At 68.2% G+C, this 23626-nt stretch carries 18 protein-coding genes; 12 read left to right on the top strand and 6 right to left on the bottom strand.

Annotated elements, in window-relative coordinates; translation table 11 throughout:
- The first annotated feature begins 75 nt into the window (after positions 1 to 75).
- The 6 genes from SOM39_RS08175 to leuB are packed head-to-tail and all read left to right on the top strand — an operon-like array spanning position 76 to position 6616.
- Entirely contained in the window at positions 76 to 1173 is a 1098-nt protein-coding gene (locus SOM39_RS08175; protein WP_093533609.1) for a threonine dehydratase, read from the top strand.
- The gene (locus SOM39_RS08170) at positions 1170 to 2723 is read left to right on the top strand and encodes a 2-isopropylmalate synthase (RefSeq protein ID WP_179197343.1); all 1554 of its coding nucleotides are present in this window, start codon (positions 1170 to 1172) and stop codon (positions 2721 to 2723) included. The genes SOM39_RS08175 and SOM39_RS08170 overlap by 4 nt, the downstream gene beginning before the upstream one ends.
- Positions 2724 to 2734: 11 nt before the next feature.
- Positions 2735 to 3517 carry a methyltransferase domain-containing protein gene (locus tag SOM39_RS08165; RefSeq protein ID WP_320458022.1) on the top strand — a complete coding sequence of 261 codons (783 nt, stop codon included), beginning with the start codon at positions 2735 to 2737 and terminating at the stop codon, positions 3515 to 3517.
- A 48-nt stretch (positions 3518 to 3565) separates the two neighbouring features.
- Positions 3566 to 4987 carry a 3-isopropylmalate dehydratase large subunit gene (leuC, locus tag SOM39_RS08160; RefSeq protein WP_217538629.1) on the top strand — a complete coding sequence of 474 codons (1422 nt, stop codon included), beginning with the start codon at positions 3566 to 3568 and terminating at the stop codon, positions 4985 to 4987.
- On the top strand, positions 4987 to 5565 hold the full coding sequence (leuD, locus tag SOM39_RS08155) for a 3-isopropylmalate dehydratase small subunit (protein ID WP_320458021.1): 579 nt from the start codon (positions 4987 to 4989) through the stop codon (positions 5563 to 5565). The genes leuC and leuD overlap by 1 nt, the downstream gene beginning before the upstream one ends.
- Positions 5555 to 6616: a 3-isopropylmalate dehydrogenase gene (leuB, locus tag SOM39_RS08150; RefSeq protein WP_320458020.1), complete on the top strand. Its 1062-nt coding sequence runs from the start codon at positions 5555 to 5557 to the stop codon at positions 6614 to 6616. Before leuD ends, leuB begins: the two co-directional genes overlap by 11 nt.
- 232 nt (positions 6617 to 6848) lie before the next feature.
- Here leuB and SOM39_RS08145 read toward each other — a convergent pair whose 3' ends face one another.
- The gene (locus tag SOM39_RS08145) at positions 6849 to 10007 is read right to left on the bottom strand and encodes an efflux RND transporter permease subunit (RefSeq protein ID WP_320458019.1); all 3159 of its coding nucleotides are present in this window, start codon (positions 10005 to 10007) and stop codon (positions 6849 to 6851) included.
- 4 nt (positions 10008 to 10011) lie between these two features.
- Positions 10012 to 11142 (bottom strand): efflux RND transporter periplasmic adaptor subunit, encoded by a 1131-nt coding sequence (locus SOM39_RS08140; RefSeq protein WP_320458018.1) that lies wholly within the window; start codon positions 11140 to 11142, stop codon positions 10012 to 10014.
- Between the two features lie 123 nt (positions 11143 to 11265).
- On the opposite strand from SOM39_RS08140, the gene SOM39_RS08135 reads away from it, so the two are divergent.
- The 3 genes from SOM39_RS08135 (at position 11266) to SOM39_RS08125 (ending at position 14109) form a co-directional block, all read left to right on the top strand.
- Positions 11266 to 11937, top strand: coding sequence for a TetR/AcrR family transcriptional regulator (locus tag SOM39_RS08135; protein WP_068853945.1), 672 nt, complete (start codon positions 11266 to 11268; stop codon positions 11935 to 11937).
- Positions 11938 to 12074: 137 nt separating this feature from the next.
- Positions 12075 to 12725 carry a protein-L-isoaspartate O-methyltransferase family protein gene (locus tag SOM39_RS08130; RefSeq protein ID WP_093533828.1) on the top strand — a complete coding sequence of 217 codons (651 nt, stop codon included), beginning with the start codon at positions 12075 to 12077 and terminating at the stop codon, positions 12723 to 12725.
- Between the two features lie 16 nt (positions 12726 to 12741).
- Entirely contained in the window at positions 12742 to 14109 is a 1368-nt protein-coding gene (locus SOM39_RS08125) for a TolC family outer membrane protein (RefSeq protein WP_320458017.1), read from the top strand.
- Positions 14110 to 14157: 48 nt separating this feature from the next.
- Here SOM39_RS08125 and waaA read toward each other — a convergent pair whose 3' ends face one another.
- Positions 14158 to 15459 carry a lipid IV(A) 3-deoxy-D-manno-octulosonic acid transferase gene (waaA, locus tag SOM39_RS08120; RefSeq protein ID WP_068853948.1) on the bottom strand — a complete coding sequence of 434 codons (1302 nt, stop codon included), beginning with the start codon at positions 15457 to 15459 and terminating at the stop codon, positions 14158 to 14160.
- A 96-nt stretch (positions 15460 to 15555) separates the two neighbouring features.
- On the opposite strand from waaA, the gene SOM39_RS08115 reads away from it, so the two are divergent.
- Both SOM39_RS08115 and SOM39_RS08110 read left to right on the top strand, forming a co-directional pair.
- Positions 15556 to 16476, top strand: a complete 921-nt coding sequence (locus SOM39_RS08115) for an LpxL/LpxP family Kdo(2)-lipid IV(A) lauroyl/palmitoleoyl acyltransferase (RefSeq protein ID WP_306987580.1) — start codon at positions 15556 to 15558, stop codon at positions 16474 to 16476.
- Positions 16477 to 16623: 147 nt separating this feature from the next.
- Complete coding sequence (locus SOM39_RS08110; RefSeq protein WP_320458016.1) at positions 16624 to 17055, top strand: REP-associated tyrosine transposase; 432 nt, start codon at positions 16624 to 16626, stop codon at positions 17053 to 17055.
- Positions 17056 to 17203: 148 nt separating this feature from the next.
- Here the strand turns inward: SOM39_RS08110 and SOM39_RS08105 are convergent, their stop codons facing one another.
- From SOM39_RS08105 to SOM39_RS08095, 3 genes are read right to left on the bottom strand one after another with little or no spacing between them, the layout of a single operon-like run.
- Complete coding sequence (locus tag SOM39_RS08105; RefSeq protein WP_414715864.1) at positions 17204 to 18526, bottom strand: O-antigen ligase family protein; 1323 nt, start codon at positions 18524 to 18526, stop codon at positions 17204 to 17206.
- Positions 18507 to 19619, bottom strand: coding sequence for a glycosyltransferase (locus SOM39_RS08100; protein ID WP_320458015.1), 1113 nt, complete (start codon positions 19617 to 19619; stop codon positions 18507 to 18509). The genes SOM39_RS08105 and SOM39_RS08100 overlap by 20 nt, the downstream gene beginning before the upstream one ends.
- A gap of 16 nt (positions 19620 to 19635) precedes the next feature.
- Positions 19636 to 19833: a zinc-finger domain-containing protein gene (locus SOM39_RS08095; RefSeq protein ID WP_068853951.1), complete on the bottom strand. Its 198-nt coding sequence runs from the start codon at positions 19831 to 19833 to the stop codon at positions 19636 to 19638.
- 325 nt (positions 19834 to 20158) lie between these two features.
- Between SOM39_RS08095 and SOM39_RS08090 the strand changes: the two genes are divergently transcribed.
- Positions 20159 to 23509, top strand: a complete 3351-nt coding sequence (locus SOM39_RS08090) for a GH92 family glycosyl hydrolase (RefSeq protein WP_320458014.1) — start codon at positions 20159 to 20161, stop codon at positions 23507 to 23509.
- The last annotated feature ends 117 nt before the right edge of the window (positions 23510 to 23626 follow it).

The raw sequence follows: 23626 nt of genomic DNA, 5'->3' as shown, positions 1-23626 counted from the left end.
GGAGGGGTCTTCTTCAAGGCCCGTCGCCCACGCACGACCGCGTCCGTCATCCCGCGTGCGATCTGCGGAGCCGCCATGCCGGCTAGCCGTGCCCCGCAGGAATCAGAAGTAGGCGACGTAAGCGTCGCCGACGTGCTGGCCGCGCAGGCGCGGCTGCGCCGGTTCCTGCCACCCACGCCGCTGCATTATGCGGAGCGGTTCGGCACCTGGCTGAAACTGGAAAACCTGCAGCGCACCGGCTCGTACAAGGTGCGTGGCGCATTGAACGCGCTGCTGGCCGGGCGCGAACGCGGTGATGACCGCCCGGTCATCTGCGCCTCGGCCGGCAACCATGCCCAGGGCGTGGCGTGGTCGGCCTACCGGCTGGATATCCCGGCCATCACGGTGATGCCGCACGGCGCCCCGGCGACCAAGATCGCGGGCGTTGCCCACTGGGGCGCCACCGTGCGCCAGCACGGCAGCAGTTACGACGAGGCGTACGCCTTCGCGCGCGCCCTGGCCGACCAGCACGGCTACCGCTTCCTGTCCGCCTTCGACGATCCCGACGTGATCGCGGGCCAGGGCACGCTGGGGATCGAACTGGCCGCGCATGCGCCGGACGTGGTGATCGTGCCGATCGGCGGTGGCGGGCTGGCCTCCGGCGTCGCGCTGGCGCTGAAATCGCAGGGCGTGCGCATCGTCGGCGCGCAGGTCGAGGGCGTGGATTCGATGGCCCGCGCGATCCGCGGCGACACGCGCGAGATCGCACCGGTGGCCACCCTGGCCGACGGCGTTAAAGTGAAGATCCCTGGCACCCTGACCCGCCGCCTGTGCAGTGCGCTGCTGGACGACGTAGTGATCGTGCGCGAAGCCGAACTGCGCGAAACCCTGGTCCGGCTGGCGCTGGAAGAACACATCATCGCCGAAGGCGCCGGCGCGCTGGCGCTGGCCGCCGGCCGCCGCGTGGCGGGCAAGCGCAAGTGCGCGGTGGTCTCCGGCGGCAACATCGACGCCATGGTGCTGGCCCAGCTGCTGTCCGACATCCGCCCGCGCCCGCCGCGCAAACCGCGCCGCCGCGCCAGCGAGCGGACACGGCCACCGCTACCGACCGTGCTCGCGCCACCCCCGAATTCCATCGTCCTTCCTTCCCCTGCCTTGCCATCCGACCTTGCCGTCGAGGAGACCTCCTGGTGAATACGCCCAACTCCCCCCGAATTCGAATTTTCGACACCACCCTGCGTGACGGCGAGCAATCGCCCGGCTGCAGCATGAGCCCGCAGCAGAAGCTGGTGATGGCACGCGCGCTCGACGAGCTGGGCGTGGACGTCATCGAAACCGGCTTCCCGGCCAGCTCGCAGTCCGACCGCGACGCGATGGCGATGATCGGCCGCGAAGTGCGCCGGCCGACCTTGGCGGTGCTGTCGCGCTGCCTGGCCGCCGACATCGAAACCTCGGCCAGGGCCCTGGACGCAGCCGCCAATGCGCGCCTGCACGTGTTCCTGTCCACCAGCCCGCTGCACCGCGAGCACAAGCTGCGCATGAGCCGCGAGCAGGTACTGGAATCGGTGCACAAGCACGTGAGCCTGGCGCGCAGCTACATCGACGATGTGGAATTCTCGGCCGAGGATGCCACCCGCACCGAAGAAGACTTCCTGATCGAAGTGGCCCGCGTGGCCGTCGCTGCCGGCGCCACCACCATCAACCTGCCCGACACCGTGGGCTTCACCACCCCGGAAGAGATCCGCGGCATGTTCCAGCGGGTCATCGCCGGGGTGCCCGACAGCGACCGCATCATCTTCAGCACGCACTGCCACAACGACCTGGGCCTGGCCGTGGCCAATTCGCTGGCGGCCATCGAAGGCGGCGCCCGCCAGGTGGAGTGCACCATCAACGGCATCGGCGAGCGCGCCGGCAACTGCTCGCTGGAAGAGCTGGCCATGGTGCTGAAGGTACGCAACGCCTTCTACGAGGAAGACACCCGCATCAACACCCCGCGCATCGTGTCCACCTCGCAGCTGCTGCAGCGCCTGGTCGGCATGCCGGTCCAGCGCAACAAGGCGATCGTGGGCGCCAATGCCTTCGCGCACGAATCGGGCATCCACCAGCACGGCATGCTGCGCCACCGCGGCACCTACGAAATCATGCGCCCGGAAGACGTGGGCTGGGAGAATTCGCAGATGGTGCTGGGCCGCCACAGTGGCCGCGCGGCGGTTGAAGCGCGCCTGCGTGCCCTGGGCTTCTGGCTGGAGGAAGAAGAGCTGAAGCTGGTGTTCGAGCAGTTCAAGACCCTGTGCGAGCAGCAGCGCGTGGTCACCGACGCCGACCTGCAGGTACTCATGCAGGGCAGCTCTACCCAGAATGGGTACCGGCTGGCCTCGATGACCATCAGCGACGTGGGCAGCCGCGCCAACGCGCTGGTTGAACTGTCCGACCCGGACGGCAACCGCGTGGCCGAAACCGCGCAGGGCGATGGCCCGGTGGACGCGCTGTTCGGCGCCCTGTCGGCCGCCACCGGCGTGCAGTTGATGCTGGACAGTTACCACGTGCACAGCGTGGGCATCGGCGCCGACGCGCGCGGCGAAGCCAACCTGAGCGTGCGCCACGACGGCGTGGAGTACGAAGGCACCGGCACCAGCCGCGACATCATCGAAGCCTCGGCGCTGGCCTGGCTGGACGTGGCCAACCGCCTGCTGCGCCAGCGCCAAGCCAGCGCCGAACAACCCGCGGCCACTGCCGCCGCCTGAGGAACCCACGCATGAGTGCCTTCGACAGCCCCTACACCGCCGATGCTTCCCAGCACTGGAACGCGCACGACTACGCCATCGACGCCGGCTTCGTGCCGCTGCTCGGCGGTGCGGTGGCGCGCCTGCTCGACCCAAGGCGCGGCGAGCGGATCCTTGACCTGGGTTGCGGCGATGGCGTGCTGAGCTTCGATCTGGCACTGAGCGGCGCGCACGTGACCGGCGTGGACAGTTCGCCGGAGCTGATCGGTGGCGCGCGTGCGCGTGGGATCGATGCACGGCTGATGGACGCGCATGCGATGACCTTCGAGCGCTGCTTCGATGCGGTGTTCAGCAACGCGGCGCTGCACTGGATGCGGGAACCGGACAGGGTGATCGACGGCGTCCGCCGTGCGCTGCGCCCCGGTGGCCGCTTCGTCGCCGAGATGGGCGGCCAGGGCAACGTGGCCACCATCACCAGCGCACTGCAGGCCGCCCTGTGCAGCAACGGCCATGCGGTGCCGGCGTTCCCGTGGTACTTCCCCAGCGCGGACGCGTACGCCGACCGCCTGCGCGCGCACGGCTTCCAGGTGCGCCATATCGAATGCCTGGCGCGCCCGACCGTGTTGCCTACCGGCATGCAGGGCTGGCTGCGCACCTTCGCCTCGCCCTTCCTGGTGGGGTTGGATGCCGCCCAGCGCCAGCGCGTGCTGGATGACACCGTGGCGCTGCTGGCGCCGACCCAGCGCAACGCGCACGGCCAATGGACCGCCGATTACGTGCGGCTGCGCTTCGAGGCGCGGCTGCGCACTTCCTGACCGACCCGAACCGCCCTATCGTCACATGAACCACAGCAAGGCCATTCCATGACCCCAGCTCCCCGCACCCTGTACGACAAACTGTGGGACGCCCACGTGGTCGTGCCCGAATCGGACAGCGCGCCCGCCGTGCTGTACATCGACCTGCACCTGATCCACGAAGTGACCTCGCCGCAGGCCTTCACCGAACTGCGCGAGCGCGGCCTGTCGCCGCGCCGCCCGGACCGGACCAAGGCCACCATGGATCACTCCACCCCGACCCTGCCGGCCGGTGCCGACGGCAAGCTGCCGTACGCCAGTGCCGCTTCGGAAGCCCAGGTGGCGATGCTGGCGCGCAACTGCGCCGAGCACGGCATCGAGCTGTTCGACCTGCAGTCGGCCAACCGCGGCATCGTGCACGTGATCGCACCCGAGCAGGGTTTCACCCAGCCGGGCATGACCATCGTGTGCGGTGACAGCCATACCTCCACCCACGGCGCGTTCGGTGCGCTGGCGTTCGGCATCGGCACCAGCGAAGTGGGTCACGTGCTGGCCACCCAGTGCCTGCTGCAGCGCAAGGCCAGGACCATGGCGATCACCGTCGATGGCACACTGGCGCCGGGCGTGGGCGCCAAGGACGTGGTGCTGCACATCATCGGCGTGATCGGGGTCAACGGCGGCACCGGCCATGTGCTGGAGTTCCGGGGCAGCGCGATCACCGCGATGGACATGGAGCAGCGCATGACCCTGTGCAACATGTCCATTGAAGCCGGCGCGCGCGCCGGCATGGTCGCGCCAGACCAGGTCACCTTCGACTGGGTAGCCAATACGCCGCGCGGCCCCAAGGGCGCGGAGTTCGACATCGCCGTGGCGCAGTGGAAGCAGCTGCGCAGCGATGCTGGCGCGCGCTTCGACGTGGAAGTCCACATCGACGCGGCCGACATTCGCCCGACCCTGACCTGGGGAACGCATCCGGGCACGGCGATCGCCGTGGACGCCCCGATCCCGGCCGCCAACGACGCGGCCGACCAGAAGGGCCTGGATTACATGCACTTCCACGCCGGGCAGACCCTGGCCGGTACGCCGGTGGACGTGGTGTTCGTCGGCTCGTGCACCAACGGCCGGCTGAGCGACATGCGCGAAGTGGCGCAGGTGCTGCAGGGCCGGCGCGTTGCCAATGGCGTGCGCATGCTGGTGGTGCCGGGTTCGGAGATCGTCAAGCGCCAGGCCGAAGCCGAAGGCATCGATGCCATCGTGCGCGCCGCCGGCGCCGAATGGCGCGAGCCGGGCTGTTCGATGTGTATTGCCATGAACGGCGACCTGGTCGCTCCGGGTCAGCTGGCGGTGAGCACCAGCAACCGCAACTTCGAAGGCCGCCAGGGCCCGGGGTCGCGCACGCTGCTGGCCTCGCCGATGACGGCCGCCTGGGCAGCGGTGAACGGCCACGTGGCCGACCCGCGTGAACTGTACGCCAGCCAGGAGGTGGCCTGATGAGCGGTTTCCGCACCCTGACCTCGACCAGCGTGGTGCTGCGCGAGACCAACATCGACACCGACCAGATCATTCCGGCGCGGTTCCTGTCCACCACTGAACGCGCCGGGCTGGGCAAGCACGCATTCAACGACTGGCGCTGGCAGGCCGACGGCAGCCCGAACCCGGGTTTCGCCTTCAACCAGCCGCACAACGCCGGGCGCAGCATCCTGCTGGCCGGGCGCAACTTCGGCTGTGGCTCCTCGCGCGAGCACGCGCCGTGGGCACTGGCCGACCTGGGCCTGCGCGCGATCGTCAGCAGCGAAATCGCCGATATCTTCCGCGGCAATGCGCTGAAGAACGGCCTGCTGCCGATCGTGCTCGACGAAGCCGACGTGCAGACGCTGATGCAGCGCCCCGACGACGCGTTGACCGTGGACATCGCCTCGCGCGAGCTGCGCACGCCCGATGGACGGGTGTATTCCTTCCCGCTGGACGGCTTCTCCCAGACCTGTCTGCTGGAAGGCGTGGACCAGTTGGGGTATCTGTTGGGTCGTACCCCTGACATTGAACGTTACGAGAGTGAACATGCACGCTGAGATTGTCGTATTGCCCGGTGATGGCATCGGTCCGGAAGTCGCCGCGGCCGCGGTTGCGGTGCTGGGCGCGGTGGCCGAACGCTTTGCCCACACCTTCCATTTCAGCGAACACGATATCGGCGGCATCGCCATCGACCGCCACGGCGAGCCGCTGCCGGCGGACACGCTGGAGGCCTGCCGCCAGGCCGATGCGATCCTGCTGGGCGCGGTGGGCGGCCCGAAGTGGTCCGACCCGAACGCGAAAGTGCGCCCGGAACAGGGCCTGCTGGCCATCCGCAAGGCGCTGGGGCTGTATGCCAACCTGCGCCCGGTGCGGACCCACCCGGCCGCGCTGGGCGCCTCGCCGATCAAGGCCGAGCTGCTGGAGGGCGTGGACTTCGTGGTGGTGCGCGAACTCACCGGCGGCATCTACTTCGGCGAGAAGACGCGCACCGCCGACACCGCCAGTGACCTGTGCAGCTACAGCGTGGGCGAAATCGAGCGGGTGATGCGCAGCGCGTTCCGGTTGGCACGGCAGCGCCGTGGCAAGGTCACCTCGGTGGACAAGGCCAACGTGCTGGAAACTTCGCGCCTGTGGCGTGACGTGGCGGCGCGGATCGGCCGCGAGGAATTCCCGGAGATCGCGCTGGAGCACCAGCTGGTGGATTCGATGGCCATGCACCTGCTGGCCAAGCCGCGCGAGTACGACGTGATCGTGACCGAGAACATGTTCGGCGACATCCTCACCGACGAAGCTTCGATGCTGGCCGGTTCGCTGGGCCTGCTGCCGTCGGCGTCGTTGGGTGAGCCGGGTGCGGTCGGGATCTACGAGCCGATCCACGGGTCTGCGCCGGATATCGCTGGCAAGGGCATCGCCAACCCGTACGCCACGATCTTCAGCGCTGCGATGCTGCTGCGCCATTCGCTGGGATTGGAAGCCGAAGCGGCCGCCGTGGAAGCGGCCGTACATGCCGCGCTGGACGATGGGGTGTTCACCGCCGACCTGGCCGCCAAGGGCCAGGCGGTGAGCACCACGCAGGCCACCGACGCGGTGTTGGCGCGCCTGGGATAAGCGGCGGCGCAGAGGTAGAGCGGACTGTCAGTCCGCTGCTCTCGGCGCAGACCCACACACCGCGCGAACGGCAGCGGACTGGTAGAGCGGACTGTCAGTCCGCTGCTCTCGGCGCAGACCCACACACCGCGCGAACGGCAGCGGACTGACAGTCCGCTCTACCCCTTGTGCATCCCGTTCGGGATACACAAGGCTGCCATGCCCCCTGGGCATGGCAGCGCCGGACGAGGCCCTACCGGGCCTCGTCCGGCTTCACCCGGAACCACGCCGCGTACAGGGCCGGCAGGAACACCAGGGTCAGCACGGTGCCGACGATCAGCCCGCCCATGATCGAAATCGCCATCGAGCCGTAGAACGCACTGCGCGACAGCGGGATCATCGCCAGCACCGCCGCCAGCGCGGTCAGCACGATCGGGCGGAAACGACGTACCGTGGCGTCGATGATCGCGTGCCAGCGGTCATGCCCGGCATCGATGTCCTGCTGGATCTGGTCGATCAGGATCACCGAATTGCGCATGATCATGCCGGCCAGCGCGATGGTGCCGAGCAACGCCACGAATCCGAACGGGGCGCGGAACAGCAGCAGGAACAACGTGGCCCCGATGATGCCCAGCGGTGCGGTCACCAGCACCATCGCGGCGCGTGAGAAGCTGCGCAGCTGCAGCATCAGCAGCGTGGCCACCACGATCAGGAACAGCGGCATGCCGGCCTTGATCGAATCCTGTCCGCGCGCCGAATCTTCCACCGTGCCGCCGGTCTCCAGCAGGTACCCCGACGGCAGCTCGGCACGGATGCCATCCAGCGTCGGCAGGATCTGCTGCACCACGTCCAGCGGCTGCGTGGCGTCGCCGACGTCGGCGCGCACGGTCACCGTCGGAAGCCGGTCGCGGTGCCAGATGATGCCGTCTTCGAACACATACTCCAGCCGCGCCACCTGCGACAGCGTCACCGAGGTGCCACTGGCGGTAGGAATGGCCAGGCTGCCCAGCATGTCCAGCCGAACCCGCTCGTTCTCCGGCCCGCGCAGCAGCATCTCGATCAGGCGGTTGCCTTCGCGGTACGTGCTCACGCTCATGCCCGACAGCGAGGTGCCCAGCAACTGGCTCACCTGCGCGCTGCTTACGCCCAGCGCGCGCGCACGATCCTGGTCGATCACCAGCCGCACCACCTTGCTCGGCTCGCTCCAGTCCAGGTTGACATTGATCACGTGCGGGTTCTCGCGCACCTTGGCCTGCACCTGCCGCGCGATCGCCTGCACCTGGTCGATGTGCTCGCCGGAAATGCGCATCTGCACCGGGTAGCCCACCGGCGGTCCGTTTTCCAGGCGGGTCACGCGCATCTGTACGTCGGTGAATTGGGGAATCACGTCCTTGATCAGCCAGTCGCGGGTGGCCTCGCGCGCGTCGGCGTCTTCGGTCAGCACCACGAACTGCGAGAAATTGGTGGCGGGCAGCTGCTGGTCCAGCGGCAGGTAGAAACGCGGCGAACCGGTCCCCACGTAGGCCACGTAGTTGCTGATGCCCTCACGGCCGTGCAGCAGCTTTTCCAGCTTTGCCGCCTGCGCCTTGGTCGCCTCCAGCGAGGCGCCTTCCGCCAGCTCGATGTCCACCATCAGTTCCGGCCGGGTCGAGTCCGGGAAGAACTGCTGCGGCACGAAGCGGAAGATCAGCAGGGAGAACACGAACAGCGCCGCGGTGGCCCCGATCACCCACCAGCGATGGCGCAGGCAGGTATCCAGGAAGCGCCGGAAGCGGGTATAGAACGGACGCTGGTACGGGTCGTGGTCGTGTGCGTGCTGCTTGGGCACGATCCAGCGTGCCAACGCGGGGTAGCGGTCGCCCCATGCCGCGCGGCGGGCCTGCCAGCGCGCGGCGACGCTGCCCGGCTTGGGCGGCTGCGGATTGAACAGGTCCGGCAGCATCTTGTCGCCCAGGTACGGAATGAACAGCACCGCCGCGATCCACGACACCACCAGCGCGATGGTCACCACCTGGAACAGCGAACGGGTGTATTCACCGGTGCTGGACGCCGCGGTCGCAATCGGCAGGAAGCCGGCGGCGGTGATCAGCGTACCGGTCAACATCGGGAACGCGGTGCTTTCCCACGCAAAGCTGGCCGCGCGCAGGCGGTCGTAGCCCTGCTCCATCTTGGTGGCCATCATCTCCACCGCGATGATCGCATCGTCCACCAGCAGGCCCAGCGCCAGCACCAGCGCGCCCAGCGAGATCTTGTGCAGGCCGATGTCGAAGTAGTGCATGACGAAGAACGTCATCGCCAGCACCAGCGGGATGGTCACGCCCACCACCAGGCCGGTGCGCAGGCCCAGCGAGAAGAAGCTCACCAGCAGCACGATCACCACCGCTTCGGTGAGCACCTGCACGAACTCGCCCACCGATTCTTCCACTGCATGCGGCTGGTCGGAGACCTTGCGCAGCTGCATGCCGGCGGGCAGCGTCTTCTGCAGGCGCTCGAACTCGGCATCCAGGGTGGTGCCCAGCTTGAGGATGTCGCCGCCGTCCTTCATCGCCACCGCGATGCCGATGGCGTCTTCGCCCATGAAGCGCATCTTCGGCGAGGCCGGGTCGGCAAAGCCGCGCTTGACCTCGGCGATGTCGCCCAGGTGCACGGTGCGGTCGCCGGCCTGGATCGGGAAGCGGCGGATGTCGTCCACGCTCTGGAACTGCCCGGTGACGCGCAGCTGCACGCGGTCGGTAGGGGTTTCAAAGAAGCTGGTGGCGGCAATCGCATTCTGGTCGGCCAGCGCCTGCTGCACCTGCTGCAGCGACACGCCCAGCGTGGCCAGCTTGGTGTTGGACAGCTCGATCCAGACCTTCTCGTCCTGCAGGCCCTCCAGCTCGATCTTGCCCACGTCCGGCACCCGCTGCAGTTCCAGCTGGATGCGGTCGGCATAGTCGCGCATCACCGCGTAGTCGAAGCCCTGACCGGTCAGTGCGTAGATGTTGCCGAAGGTATCGCCGAACTCATCGTTGAAGAACGGGCCGACGATTTCGCGCGGCAGGGTCGGCTTGATGTCGCCCACGCGCTTGCGCACCTGGTACCACAGTTCCGGGATCGCCTTGGAACGCAGGCTGTCCTTGGCCGCGAAGATCACCTGCGATTCGCCCGGGCGCGAGTACGAGCGGATGAATTCGTACTGCCCGGTATTGAGCAGCGCCTTTTCGATCGGCTCGGTCACCTGCCGCGAGACCTGCTCGGCGGTGGCGCCCGGCCACATCGTGCGCACCACCATCACCTTGAAGGTGAACGGCGGATCCTCGGACTGGCCCAGGTGCTTGTACGACCAGGCGCCGATGATGGCGAAGGCGAGCATGGCAAACAGCACCAGCGCGCGGTTGCCCAGCGCCCATTCGGAAAGATTGAACCGGCGCACGAGCTCAGTGCCCCTTGGCCGTGGCAGCAGGCGCGGCGGCCGGCTTCAGCACCGGGCGGTTCTGCCGGTCCACCGGGGTGACCGCCTGGCCTTCGCGCAGCAGGTGCCCGCCGGCGGCCACCACCCAATCCTGTGCGGCCACGCCGGACAGCACCGGCACCGCGTCGGGGCCATAGGCACCCACGGTCACCGGCGTGGCCTTGATCGCGCCATTGGACGGGTTCACCACCCACACGCTGGCCTTGCCATCGGCGCCGCGCAGCACCGCGCCCAGCGGCAGCTGCAATGTGCCGGTGCGGCCAGCGGCGGCGAACACGCGCGCGCTCTGGCCCAGTTCCACTTCAGCGGCCGCCTCCGGCGCCAGGCTGACCCGGGTGGCGTAGGTACGCGCCTGTGCATCGGCAGCCGGGGCGATCTCGCGGATCGTGCCCGGCAGCATCTGGCCCGGCTTGTTCCACAGCTCCACCTGCACGTCCTGGCCAACCTGGTAATCACGGATGTTGCTTTCCGGCAGGGCGATCAGTACCTCGCGGCCGCCATCGGCGGCCAGGGTGAACACCGTCTGCCCGGCGCCGACCACCTGCCCGGCTTCGGCCTGGCGGCTGGCGATCACGCCATCGGCCGGCGCGCGCAGCTGCGCGTAGCCGGTCTGGTTGCGGGCCACCGCCAGGTTGGCGCGGGCGGCATTGGCCTGCCCCTGCGCGGCCTTGAACGCGGCGGTCTGTGCATCCAGGGTGGACTGGCTGACCAGCTGCTGTTCGGCCAGCGTGGCGTAGCGCTTCTGGTCATCGCGGGCGCGCACCAGGTCGGCTTCGGCTGCGGCCAGCTGCGCCTGCGAGGCGCTTGCCTGCGAGGCGAAATCGGCGGCATCCAGTTCGGCCAGCAGCTCGCCCTTGCGCACGCGCTGGCCGGCATCGACGTGCCGCTTGACCAGGTTGCCCCCGACCCGGAACGACAGCGGGCTTTCCTGCAGCGCATGCACCTCGCCCGGGTAGGCCGCCACTTCCTGGCCGCTCACCGTGCCCGGCTGCACCACCAGCACCGGGATCGGTGCGGCCGGCTCGGCATCCTGTTTGCCACACGCCGCCAGCATCAACGCCAGCAGGCTACCGCCCATCCATCGCAAGTTGTTCATGAGGTCCTGGACCTTGAATTACCGGGGGAAACCGCCTGGAAGCGACACTCTATTCCATGACGGCTAATAGTGAACCAGTCGGTATAGTATAAATATCGAACCGATTGGTCTAGTATTGTTTGCATGACCGATCCGACCACTTCCGCCGTGCCGTCCAAGCCTGCCGCCAAGGCAGCCGGGCCCGGCCGCCCCAAGGATCTGGGCAAGCGCGCGGCCATCCTTGATGCGGCCAAGGCATTGTTCGTGGACCAAGGGTATGGCGGCGTCAGCATGGACAGCATCGCGGCCCAGGCCGGCGTGTCCAAGCTGACCGTTTACAGCCATTTCGGCGACAAAGAGACGCTTTTCACCGAAGCTGTGAAGTCAACCTGCGTCGAGATGCTGCCGGACGCGCTGTTCGTCACCGACGCCGATGGCGCGCTGCGCGAGCAGCTGCTGGGCATCGGCCGGGCCTTCTTCACCATGATCACCTCGCCGGCGGCCGTCGCCGTGCAGCGGGTGATGATGGCCCCCGATACCGACGACCGTATCCGCGAGATGTTCTGGGTGGCCGGCCCGCAGCGCACCAGCGATGCCCTGGCCGAGTTCCTGCGGGCCCGCACCGAGCGTGGCGAACTGGAGATCACCGACTTCCAGACCGCCGCCCTGCAGTTCTTCACCCTCATCAAAGGTGAGCTGCATACGCATATGATGTGCGGGCTGCGAACGGCCCCGGCCGAGTGCGACGCCGACGCCCATGTCGAGGCCAGCGTGACCTTCTTCCTGAGGGCTTACGCCACCCGCCCCGGGCGGTGATGACAACATGAATGGACCGGAGGTCGCGGTGACTTCCGGCACTGCGACCCCGGCGCGACGGCAGCGATGCTCTCAGCGCGCCGCCGGCTCCCGGCACCGGTAAAATGGCCGGCCCACTGCGCTGGATTAAGAACCTCATGACGATCGATTACGCCCACGCCCGCGAACTGATGGTTGAACAGCAGATCCGTCCCTGGGACGTGCTGGACATCCGTGTGCTCGACGTACTGGCACGTTTGCCGCGCGAGGCGTTCGTCGCCGATGCGAACCGTACCCTCGCCTATACCGATGTCGAGCTGCCGCTCGGTAACGGCCAGAAGATGATGAAGCCGGTCATCGAAGGCCGCACCCTGCAGGCGCTGAACCTGCAGCCGGGCGACGAAGTGCTGGAAATCGGCACCGGCAGCGGCTACCTCAGCGCCTGCATGGGCGCCCTGGCGCGCGAAGTGCTGAGCCTGGAAATCGACCCGGAACTGGCCGTGGCGGCGCGTGCGCGCCTGGATGCAACCGGCCTGGGCACCAATGTCCGCATTGAAACCGCCGACGCGTTGACCTGGGATACCGAGCGCCGCTTCGATGCCATCTGCGTCACCGGCGCGGTGGAGACCATCCCCGCCCGCTTCACCCAGTGGCTGCGTACCGGTGGCCGCCTGTTCGTGATCCGTGGCCATTCGCCGGCAATGGAAGCGGTGCTGGTCAAGACCGATGGCAGCATCAGCGATTCGCTGTTTGAAACCGATATCGATTACCTGCGCGGTGCCGCGCCGGCACCCCAGTTCCATCTCTGAGTCCAAGGAAGCCGCAATGATCCGCCGATCCCTCGCTATTGCGCTGGCCGCCGCCCTGCTGCCCATGACCGCCTCTGCCGCCGACCTGCTGCAGGTCTACGAAATGGCGCGCAACGGCGATCCGCAGCTGTCTGCGGCTGAATCGACCCGTCTGTTCGACAAGGAAGGCGCCGTGCAGGCCCGTGCCGCACTGCTGCCGCAGATCAATGGCGAAGCCTCGCTCACCCGCAACCGCACCAACCCGAACCACGATGTGAGTTCGACGTCCTACACCACCAAGAACCGCAATTACGGTATCAGTGGTTCGCAGACGCTGGTCAACTTCACCCAGTTCGCCAACCTGCGTGCGCAGCGTGAGCTCAGCAAGGCGGCCGACTTCAACCTCGATTCGGCCAACGACGACCTGATCGTGCGCAGCTCGGCGGCGTACTTCAACGTGCTGGTGGGCATTGAATCGCTGTCGGCGGCGCAGACCAACGAAGCGGCGGCCAAGAAGCAGTTCGACTTCGCCGACAAGCGGTTGGAAGTGGGCCTGGCCCCGATCACCGACGTGCATGAAGCCCGCGCCCAGTACGACCAGGCTCGCGCCAACACGATCATCGCGCAGAACACCCTGGCCGACGCCTACCAGGCGCTGACCGAACTGACCGGCCAGCCGGTTACCGACCTGCGTGCACTGCCGGCCGACTTCCGCCCGGAACTGCCGGCCAAGTACGCCACCGTTGACCAGCTGGTCAACGAGGCGGTCGCCCAGAACCCGGCGCTGAAGGCGCAGGAGCTGCAGGTGAGCGCGGCTGAAGCCAGCGTGTCGGCGGCGCGTGCGGGCCACCTCCCCACCCTCTCGCTCGGCGCCAGCGTCGGCCGCCAGGCCAGCTGGGGCGACGTGGTCGGCAGCGGGTCGAACTTCAGCCCGGATGCGCGCAGCAACAGCGTCGGCCTGACCCTGAGCGTGCCGATCTTCTCCGGCGGCGCCACCCAGTCCGGCGTGCGCCAGGCGCTGGCCCAGCGTGACATTGCCCAGGATGGCTACGAGCAGCAGAAGCGCGCCCTGGACCGCAACACCCGCAACGCCTACCAGACCCTGGTGGCCGGCATCAGCGAAGTGGAAGCGCGCCGCCTGGCGGTGGTCTCGGCACAGAGCGCGTACGACGCGTCGCAGGTCGGCCTGGAAGTGGGTACCCGCACCGTGCTGGACGTGATCCAGAACCAGCGCATCCTGTTCTCGGCCCAGCTCGAGTACGCCAACGCCCGTTACACCTTCCTGCAGAACCGCCTGCAGCTGGGCCAGGCCGTCGGCACGCTGGACATCGCCGACCTGCAGGACATCAACCGTCTGCTGACCCAGCAGGCCGCGACCCCCAGCACCACGGTCAACGGCCAGTAACCCAGGCGTAACCGGAAACGAAAAAGCCACCTGCAAGGGTGGCTTTTTTCATGGGTCCAGCGGCGGCGGAAGCTGCGGAGCAATCAGCTCCACCGTGCGTTTGAGCGCACCACGTCCGTTGCTGACCAATGCACAGCCTGCGCTGGCCATGTCCTCGCGCGCCTCGGGATCGCGCAGCAGCGTCAGCAGGGCGTCGCCCACCCCGGCCACGTCATCGGCAATCAACACTGCGCCCGCTTCGCGCATGCGCCGGGAGATCTCGGCGAAGTTGTGCAGGTGCGGGCCGGTCACCGTGGCGGTGCCCATGGCCGCCGGCTCCAGCAGGTTGTGCCCGCCGATCGGCTGCAGGCTGCCACCGACGAACGCCACCTGCGCGCAGCCATAGAACGCCATCAGTTCGCCCAGCGTATCGATCACGAACACGTCGCTGTCGGCCTGCGGCCAGTGTTGCTGGCGGCGCGTGCTGACCTTCCAGCCCTGCTCGCGCGCCAGCGCTTCCACGCGCGGGAAGCGCTCGGGATGGCGCGGCGCCCACAGCAGCAGCAGGCCGGGTATTTCAGCACGCAGGCGACGGTGCAGGTCGATGGTGGCCTGCTCCTCGCCCTCGTGCGTGCTGGCCGCAATCCATACCGGGCGCGTGCCGGGCACGGCGGCATGGAAGCTGGCAGTGAACTCGCGCACGTTCGGCGTGGCGATGTCGAACTTCAGGTTGCCCAGCGGCTTGACCTGTTCGGGCAGCGCGCCCAGTTCGATGAAGCGCTCGGCGTCGTCGGCCGACTGTGCGGCCACGCAGGTGACGGTGCGCAGCGTGCGCCCGATCAGCGGGCGCAGCAGGCGGTAACCGCGCAGCGAGCGCGCCGACAGCCGGGCGTTGAGGATGTACACCGGAATGCCCCGGTCGCGGCAACCGAACAGCAGGTTCGGCCACAGCTCGGTTTCCAGGATCAGCGCCAGGCTGGGCTTGAAGTGGCCCAGGAAGCGGCCGACGCTGCCTGGCACGTCATACGGCAGGTACACGTGGTCCACCGCATCGCCCCACAGCGAGCGCACCCGTTCCGACCCGGTCGGGGTGATGGTGGTGATCACCCAGCGAATGTCCGGGCGCAGCTGGCGCAGCGCGTTGACCAGCGGCGCGGCCGCGTTCACCTCGCCCACCGAGACCGCATGCAGCCAGACCCGCGGCTGCGCGGTGGAATCGGGATAGGAAGCGTAACGCTCGTCCCAGCGCTGGAAGTACTCGCGCACCCGGAATCCGCGCCAGACCAGGTGGTACACGGTGATGGGCAGCAACAGGTACAGCACGACCGAATACAGGCCGCGCAGGATCCATTCGACGGGACTTTTACGCATGCGCAGAGGATACGGGAGCGGCACCGGGAAAAACATGCGGGAGCGGGCCGATCCCCGCTGACGCACCTGCGGGGACGCATGACTTAGAATCGGGGCATGTCAGATAACGCTTCCACCGCTACCCGGCCGTCCCTGCGCAATCCCCGCCACTGGCCGACCTTCGCCTTCATCCTGGCCGCCTTTGTGGTCGCCCGGCTGCCTTGGGGCCTGCAGCGCGCACTCGGCCGGGGCGTGGGCACGGTGGCCTACCATGTGGCCAGCAGCCGCCGGCGCGCGGCTGAGGTGAATCTCAAGCTGTGCTTCCCCGAAAAGGACGACGCCTGGCGCCAGCGCCTGCTGCGTGACAGCTTCGACGCGTTGGGCGTGGGCATTTTCGAATTCGCCCGGGCCTGGTGGGGCAGCATCGACAGCATCCGCCCGAAGGTGCAGGTGGAAGGCCTGGAGCACCTGCATCGCATGCAGGCCGAAGGCCGTGGCGTGCTGCTGGTATCGGGCCATTTCATGACCCTGGAGATGTGCGGGCGGCTGCTGTGCGACCACGTCGACCTGTCGGGCATGTACCGCAAGCACCGCAACCCGGTGTACGAATGGGCGGTGAAGTTCGGCCGGCTGCGCTATGCCAAGGCGATGTATGCCAACGAGGACATCCGCGCCACCGTGCGGCACCTGAAGAAGGGCGGCTTCCTCTGGTACGCGCCGGACCAGGACATGCGCGGCAAGGACACCGTGTTCGTGCCGTTCTTCGGGCACACCGCCTCGACCATCACCGCCACCCACCAGCTGGCGCGGATGACCGGTTGCGCGGTGATTCCGTACTTCCACCGCCGCGAAGGCGGGAAGTACTTCCTGAAGATCGGCGCGCCGCTGGAGAACTTCCCCAGCGAAGATGTGGAAGCCGATACCGCGCGGGTCAACCAGGCCATCGAAGCAATGGTGCGCGAGGCCCCTGACCAGTACCTGTGGATCCACCGCCGCTTCAAGCGCCAACCGGGCGGCCGCAGCGATTTCTACAAATAACGCGCGCCCCGCGTAGCGACACGCCATGCGTGTCCCACGTACTGCCGGCTACCACGCGCTGACGCCCTGACACGCAAGGCGTGCCCCTACGCCTGGCTGTGGCTTCTGCCGATACCCGGTCCGCACCCACGGCCCCACGCTGCTCCCATGTCCAGCTCACGCCTTCAACGCGGGCGGGTGTCGGCGGTCGGGGCCCTCTACATCCTCACCACGGTCACCCACCATCGGCGGCCATGGTTCGAGGTGCCCGAGAACGCCCACGCCGTCATCGAAGCAATGCGCCACGTGGAGCGCAGCGGTCGCAGCCGCACGCATGCCTGGGTGGTGATGCCCGACCACGTGCATTGGTTGATCGAACTCAGATCCGGCACCCTCGCCACCTGCATGAACATCTTCAAATCGCGCAGCAGCCGATTGATGGGTGGCGACCGGGTCTGGCAGCGCGGGTATCACGACCATGCGTTGAGGCGGGAAGAATCGCTGTTGCAGGCCGCACGTTACATCGTTGCCAACCCGTTGCGGGCAGGGTTGGCGGAGCAAGCGGGCCAGTATCCCTACGCATGGTGCAGAGGCCTGTAGAGACACGCCATGCGTGTCTGCGCGGGGTGTCGGGGATCGCGCTGGACACGCATGGCGTGTCTCTACGAAGTGGCCGGCGTTACGTGGGACACGCATGGCGTGTCTCTACGAAGTGGCTGACGTTGCTTGAGACACGCAGGGCGTGGCTCTACGGGTCGTCGCTGGCCAGCAGGCTGCCTGCGTAGAGGGCGGCGAGCAGTAGCGTTAGGCCGCCCCAGAAGGTGGAATAGAACGCCAGGTGGGTGTTGATCGGGAACACAGTGAACGCCAGGGCGAGCATCGCCGGGCGGGCCCGCTCGCGTGCCGGCAGCGGTGCGAAGCGCCACGCGCGCCACGCCTGCGCCGCGGCGGCCAGCCATAGCAGCAACCCGAGCACGCCGGTTTCGGCCAGGATCTCCAGCAGGATCTGGTGCGCGTGCAACGCCGGGCCGGCGCCCCACACTTCCTGTTCTTCAGGGCGCGGATTGCAATCGGGGTAGGCATCGCGGAAACCCCGTGCGCCTACGCCGTTGATCGGATGCTGCTCGATCATGCAGCCCGCCGCGGCCCAGATCTGCGCGCGCCCGGACAACGCCTGGTTCACGCCATCGCTCTCGCCTTCCCACGCCATCGCGGTACGCTCCAACCGATCGCGCACCTGGTGCGAGCCGGCGGCCAGTGCCACCGCCGCCACCAGGCCCACCGCCAGGCACGCGAGCAGGCCGCGCGCGCCGAGCAGGCGCCAGCCGGAAAACACCAGCACCAGCGCATAGGTCAGCCACGCCGCGCGCGAACCGGCCAGCACCAGCACCACGCCCACGGCAGCCGCCACCAGCATCCAGCCCCAACGGCCGAAGCGCGCGGCGGCGGCAAACAGCAGGAACGGTGACAGGCTCGCCAGCACCTGGCCGAATTTGAGATTGCACGGCCCCAGCACGCCGCTCAGGCGATCGGCTGCCGCCATCTCCGCCGGTGAACACAAGCCATGCCCACTGATCGCCCACTTCAACTGGTCCATCGACCAGAACAGCGGGCTGGTACCGAGTACGGCCTGCGCCAGTCCGTCCAGCGTCCAGACCCCGGTAATCAGCGCAATGCCTTTGAGGGTCAGTGCGCGTCGCTCCGGCGTGGCCACCGCGATCGCCACCAGCCACATGAAGGGCAGATAGCGCAGGCCGGCAGCGGTCTTGCGCCACGCCGCGCCCGGATCGATCGCATCGAAGGCGGAGAACGCCTGTGGCAGCCAGTAGCCCAGGAACAGGATGCTGGTCAGCGCCCAGGCCGGGCTGCTGAGCATGCGTTGCTTGCCCTGCAGACGCAGCTGGACCATGCGCGCGGCGGCGTAGATCGCGCCCAGGCCCAGTACGGTTTCGGCAACGCCGGGCAGCGGCAGCAGTGCCACGAATGCAATGACCCACCACGGCGCCCAGCGGCCCGCGCGGAAGCCCGGCGAACCGGGCGCCTTGACCGGCTCAGCCAGCGAGGGAGGTATAGAGCTGGAGCGTGTCACGTTGCATCGCCTGCAGGGTGAACGGAATACGCGAGGGCAGCGACGGCGGCTGCGCCAGCAACTGCAGCGCACGCGCCTGCAATGCCCCGGCGTCGCCCAAGGGTACCGCGCCGGATGGCTGCAGGTGTTGCAGCAGCTCGCCCACCCCGCCCTGGTTCCAGCCCAGTACAGGTCGGCCCACCGACAACGCTTCGACCACGGTGCGGCCAAAGGCCTCGGGCTTGTCGGACAGCTGCAGCACCAGATCGCTGGCGGCGTAGGCCTCGGCGATGCGCGAGGTCGGCGCGGTCATCAGCACCGCATCGGCGATGCCCAGGCTGCGCGCCTGCGCCTCCAGCTCGGCCACGTAGCGCTCACGCCCCGGCTCGCGGGTGCCCGGCATCCACAGCAGCGCCCGCACCCCGGCCGCATGCAGCGCGGCCAGCAGCCCCAGCGCATGGCGATGCCCCTTGAGGCGGGTGCCACGGCCCGGCAACAACAGCAGCGGCGCATCGCCGGCCAGCGTTGGATGCTGCGCGGCCACCGCCAGGCGCGGGCGCCGGTCCTGGCGGCCCACGCGCGGGAACTGCGCGGTATCCACGCCACGGGGAATCACCTGCAGGCGCTCCGGGGGCACGCTCGGGTAATGCTGGAGCACGAATTCGCGCACGCAGTTGGACACGCAGATGACCCGTTCGCCGCTGGTCATCACCGCGCTGTAGCGGCTGGGCGAATTCAAGCCATGCACGGTGGTCACCCAGTGCGGGCGGGTGGCCGCCGGCAGGTTGCGCACGGCGTAGTAGCCCAGCCAGGCCGGCAGGCGCGAGCGCGCGTGCACGATGTCCGCGCCGGTTTCGGCCAGCAGGTTGCGCAGCGTGCGCACGTGGCGCAGCGTCCACAGCGATTTGCGGCCGATATCCAGGGTGAGGTGTTCGGCGCCGCTGGCCAGCAGCGGCTCGACCAGCCGGCCACCGGCGGAAACCACGATGGCGCGGTGCCCGGCCGCGACCAGCGCGGCGGCAATTTCCAGCGTCGAGCGCTCAACCCCGCCGGAGTGCAGCGCCGGCAGCAGCTGCACCACGGTCAGTCGGCGCACGTTCGGTTCCGCCCGCTCAGTCGGCCAGCACGAAGACCGAACCGCAGTACGGGCACGCGGCTTCGCAGTTCGGCTCGTCTTCGATCGGCAGGTACACGCGCGGGTGCGAGTTCCACAGCGCCATCTCCGGCGTCGGGCAGCTCAGCGGCAGGTCGCTGCGGTGCACGGTGTAACGCTTTTCGGCATTGGCGGGCGCGGTGGCGGTATGGCTCATGGCGGGGCACGGAAAGGAATTGCGAGGGGCTCGATTCTAGCACCCGGGGCGCCGCGCGCGGCGCGGCCGGTTCCGTGCGGGACGCCGCCAGCAAAACGCCGATATGCGATTTTTCCGGGTTTAGATCGAACTAATTTCACTTGCCAAGCCCGCTCCGGGTGTTGCAGGATCGGGTGCGTTCCGATCAAACACCCGATCGCATGGCCCGTCCCCCGCCGGACCTGCATCGCTTCGACTGCCCTTCCAGGCGGCCGGCGTGATGCTGTCTGCCGAAGTCGCCGATGCGGGCTCCGCCTGCCGCCTGTCCCACCCGGGAGATCCCTGCATGACCCTGCCGCACCCCCGCCCTGCCCGCCGCGCCCTGCTTCCGCTGGCCCTCGCCCTGGCCTGCGCGCCGGTTGCCCTGCCCGTCTTCGCGCAGGGCCTGCAGACCTCCTTCGAGCCCGGCGAACCCGCCCCGCAGGCCAGCAAGAGCGACGTGCAGGTGAAGATCGGCAAGGGCCCGGAAGCGCCGTATGCGGCCAAGCCCGGGGTGGGCTACAGCGGCCTGCGTGCCCTGCACTACGCCAGTGCCGGCGGCACCGCCAGCACCACGCTGTTCAGCACCGATGTGACCATCGACGCCGACACCACGCTGTCCTGGCTGGTGCTGCCGGAGATCGTGGGCGAGGACACGGTGGCCTCCACCTACGTTTCGCTGGACCTGGTGCTGGACGATGGCAGCCGGGTCTCGGCCAGCGCCGCGCGCGACCTGCACGGGATTGCGCTCGGCGCCAAGGCCCAAGGGGATTCCAAGACCCTCTACCCGCAGCAGTGGGCGCACAAGTCGGTGCGCCTGGGCGATGTGGAAGCACTGCGTGGCCGTCGCGTGGTCGCCATCGAACTGGATCTGGACAGCGCCGCCAACGCGCCGGTGTCCGGCTGGATCGACGATGTACGCCTGGACAGCCAGCCGCGCACCGCCCCGGCCCGCCCGTCCGACTGGGTGCTCACCACCCGCGGCACCCAGGCCAACGGCACCTTCTCGCGTGGCAACAACTTCCCCGCCACGGCGGTGCCGCACGGGTTCAACTTCTGGACCCCGGTGACCGATGCCGGCGCGCTGAACTGGCTGTATCGCTGGAACGAACAGAACAACGCTGCCAACCGCCCGCAGCTGCAGGCACTGGCCCTGAGCCACCAGCCCAGCCCGTGGATGGGCGACCGCCAGACCTTCCAGGTGATGCCGTCGGCCACCCGTGGCGTGCCGGAAGCGGACCGCGCCAAGCGTGCGTTGTCGTTCTCGCGCGATAGCGAAAGCGCGCGCCCGTACCGCTATGCGGTGCGCTTCGACAACGGCATTGCCGCCGCCATCGCGCCGACCGACCATGCCGCACTGTTCCAGTTTGATTTCCCCAAGGACGGCGATGCCAACCTGCTGTTCGACAATGTCGACGCGCGTGGCGGACTGACCCTGGATGCGGCCACGCAGACGCTGTCGGGCTACACCGATACGCGCAGCGGCCTGTCCAACGGCGCTACCCGCATGTACGTGGTGGCCAGCTTCGACCGACCCTGGCGCAGCAGCGGCACCATCAACAGCGGCCGGCCCACCGGCTACATCAAGTTCGACCCGGGCAGCGACCGTCGGGTGACCATGCGCATCGCCACCTCGCTGATCTCGGTCGAGCAGGCCCGCCACAATCTGGCATTGGAACTGGCAGCTGACGACACGCTCGCTACCGTCGCCGCCCGCGCACAGGACGCCTGGGACCAGCGCCTGGCCCGCTTCGACATCGGCCAGGCCAGCGACGACCAGAAGACCACGCTGTATTCCAGCCTGTACCGCCTGTACCTGTACCCGAATTCCGGGTTTGAGAATGCCGGTACCGCTGCCGCCCCCGACTGGCGTTACGCCAGCCAGGCCAGCGCCGCCGACGACAACACCGATGGCAGCGCGGTGCGCAGCTTCGCACCGATCCGCGATGGCAAGGTGTACGTCAACAACGGCTTCTGGGACACCTTCCGCACCACCTGGCCGGCGTATGCACTGTTCACCCCGGACGATGCCGGGCAGCTGGTGCAGGGCTTCCTGGAGCAGTACCGCGCCGGTGGCTGGGTGGCGCGCTGGTCCTCGCCGGGCTATGCCGATCTGATGGTGGGCACCAGTTCGGACGTGGCCTTCGCCGATGCCTACCTCAAGGGCATCAAGGGCTTCGATCCGGATGAGGCCTACCAGGCCGCCTTGAAGAACGCCACCGTGGTGCCGCCGGACCGCCATGTCGGCCGCAAGGGCATGGATAAATCCACCTTCCGTGGCTACGCCAGCGCCGACGTGCACGAAGGCATGTCGTGGACGATGGAAGGCGCGCTCAACGATTTCGGCATCGCCAACATGGCCACCGCGCTGGCGAAAACCGCCGGCAGCCCCGCCGCACGCGAGCGCTACAGCACCGAAGCGGCGTATTTCCGCGCCCGCGCCGGCACCTACGCCACCGTGTTCGACCCGGCCGCCGGCTTCTTCCAGGGCCGCAAGGACGATGGCAGCTGGCGCGTGGCTGCGAAGGACTACGATGCGCGCGTGTGGGGCCACGATTACACCGAATCCAACGGCTGGACGTTCGCCTTCACCGCCGCGCACGATGGCGAAGGCCTGGCCGGCCTGTACGGTGGCCGCGAAAAGCTGGCTGAAAAACTGGATACGTTCTTCAGCACCCCGGAAACCGCCGACCCGAAATTCTCCGGTTCCTACGGCGGCACCATCCATGAAATGACCGAAGCACGCGATGTGCGCATGGGCATGTACGCGCACAGCAACCAGCCCTCGCACCACATTCCGTGGATGTACCTGTACGCCGGGCAGCCGTGGAAGACCCAGCAGCACGTGCGCGAGATCCTGTCGCGGCTGTACGTGGGCAGCGAGATCGGCCAGGGCTACCCGGGCGATGAGGACAACGGCGAAACCTCGGCGTGGTATGTGCTGGCCTCGCTGGGCCTGTACCCGCTGCGCATGGGCTCGCCGGAATATGCGATCGGCTCGCCGGCGTTCAGGCATGCCAAGGTGGAACTGCAGGGCGGCGCGGTGCTGACCGTGAATGCCCCGGAAAATTCGGACCGCAACGTCTACGTGCAGTCTCTGAAGATCAACGGCCAGCCGTGGACGAAAACGTGGGTGCCGCATGAGGTGATTGCCAAGGGCGCCACGCTGGACTTCGAGATGGGTCCGGCGCCGTCCAGGTGGGGCACCGGGCCGGACGATGCGCCGCGCTCGTTGACCGCGCGCGGTGAACGCCCGGCGATTCTGCATGACCTGCTGGGCAGCGGCGCGCGTGCGCAGCTGGATGATGGGAAGGTGCTGGCGGCGCTGACCGATGATGACGCCGGCACCGTCGTGCCGTTCGGCGGCAAGGGCAGCGTGGTGTTCACCGGGGTGTCTGACGGCACGCCGTCGATGTACACCCTGACCAGCGGCAATGCGCCGATCCGGGGTGGCAAGTGGACCCTGGAAGCACGCACGGCCGGTGGCAGCTGGGTCACGCTGGACCAGCGCAGCGGTGAAACGTTCGAGTGGCAGCAGCAGACCCGTCCGTTCCGGATCGCCAAGCCGGGCCGTTATGCCGAGTACCGGTTGCGGATTGAAGGGCCGGGCCGGATGCAGCTGGCAGAAGTGGAGTTGCTGGCGCCTGCCGCACCGTGAAGAAAAGGGGGCGCGATGCGCCCCCTTTTCGGTTTACCTGCCGCTTACAAGACCCGCATACAACGCGAACAACTGCTTGAAGTACCGCTTTGCAGGACGAGTGCGCATGGCGCTGTT

Source organism: Stenotrophomonas sp. CFBP8994 (genome assembly GCF_034044835.1).
Classification (GTDB): Bacteria; Pseudomonadota; Gammaproteobacteria; order Xanthomonadales; family Xanthomonadaceae; genus Stenotrophomonas; species Stenotrophomonas rhizophila_A.
This window is presented reverse-complemented; position numbering and strand designations above follow the sequence as displayed.

Excerpts from the sequence above, each read along its gene's own strand:
- SOM39_RS08175 (WP_093533609.1), top strand. The coding sequence starts at position 76 with ATGCCGGCTAGCCGTGCCCCGCAGGAATCAGAAGTAGGCGACGTAAGC.
- SOM39_RS08165 (WP_320458022.1), top strand. The coding sequence starts at position 2,735 with ATGAGTGCCTTCGACAGCCCCTACACCGCCGATGCTTCCCAGCACTGG.
- leuC (WP_217538629.1), top strand. The coding sequence starts at position 3,566 with ATGACCCCAGCTCCCCGCACCCTGTACGACAAACTGTGGGACGCCCAC.
- leuD (WP_320458021.1), top strand. The coding sequence starts at position 4,987 with ATGAGCGGTTTCCGCACCCTGACCTCGACCAGCGTGGTGCTGCGCGAG.
- leuB (WP_320458020.1), top strand. The coding sequence starts at position 5,555 with ATGCACGCTGAGATTGTCGTATTGCCCGGTGATGGCATCGGTCCGGAA.
- SOM39_RS08140 (WP_320458018.1), bottom strand. The coding sequence starts at position 11,142 with ATGAACAACTTGCGATGGATGGGCGGTAGCCTGCTGGCGTTGATGCTG.
- SOM39_RS08135 (WP_068853945.1), top strand. The coding sequence starts at position 11,266 with ATGACCGATCCGACCACTTCCGCCGTGCCGTCCAAGCCTGCCGCCAAG.
- SOM39_RS08130 (WP_093533828.1), top strand. The coding sequence starts at position 12,075 with ATGACGATCGATTACGCCCACGCCCGCGAACTGATGGTTGAACAGCAG.
- SOM39_RS08125 (WP_320458017.1), top strand. The coding sequence starts at position 12,742 with ATGATCCGCCGATCCCTCGCTATTGCGCTGGCCGCCGCCCTGCTGCCC.
- waaA (WP_068853948.1), bottom strand. The coding sequence starts at position 15,459 with ATGCGTAAAAGTCCCGTCGAATGGATCCTGCGCGGCCTGTATTCGGTC.
- SOM39_RS08115 (WP_306987580.1), top strand. The coding sequence starts at position 15,556 with ATGTCAGATAACGCTTCCACCGCTACCCGGCCGTCCCTGCGCAATCCC.
- SOM39_RS08110 (WP_320458016.1), top strand. The coding sequence starts at position 16,624 with ATGTCCAGCTCACGCCTTCAACGCGGGCGGGTGTCGGCGGTCGGGGCC.
- SOM39_RS08095 (WP_068853951.1), bottom strand. The coding sequence starts at position 19,833 with ATGAGCCATACCGCCACCGCGCCCGCCAATGCCGAAAAGCGTTACACC.
- SOM39_RS08090 (WP_320458014.1), top strand. The coding sequence starts at position 20,159 with ATGACCCTGCCGCACCCCCGCCCTGCCCGCCGCGCCCTGCTTCCGCTG.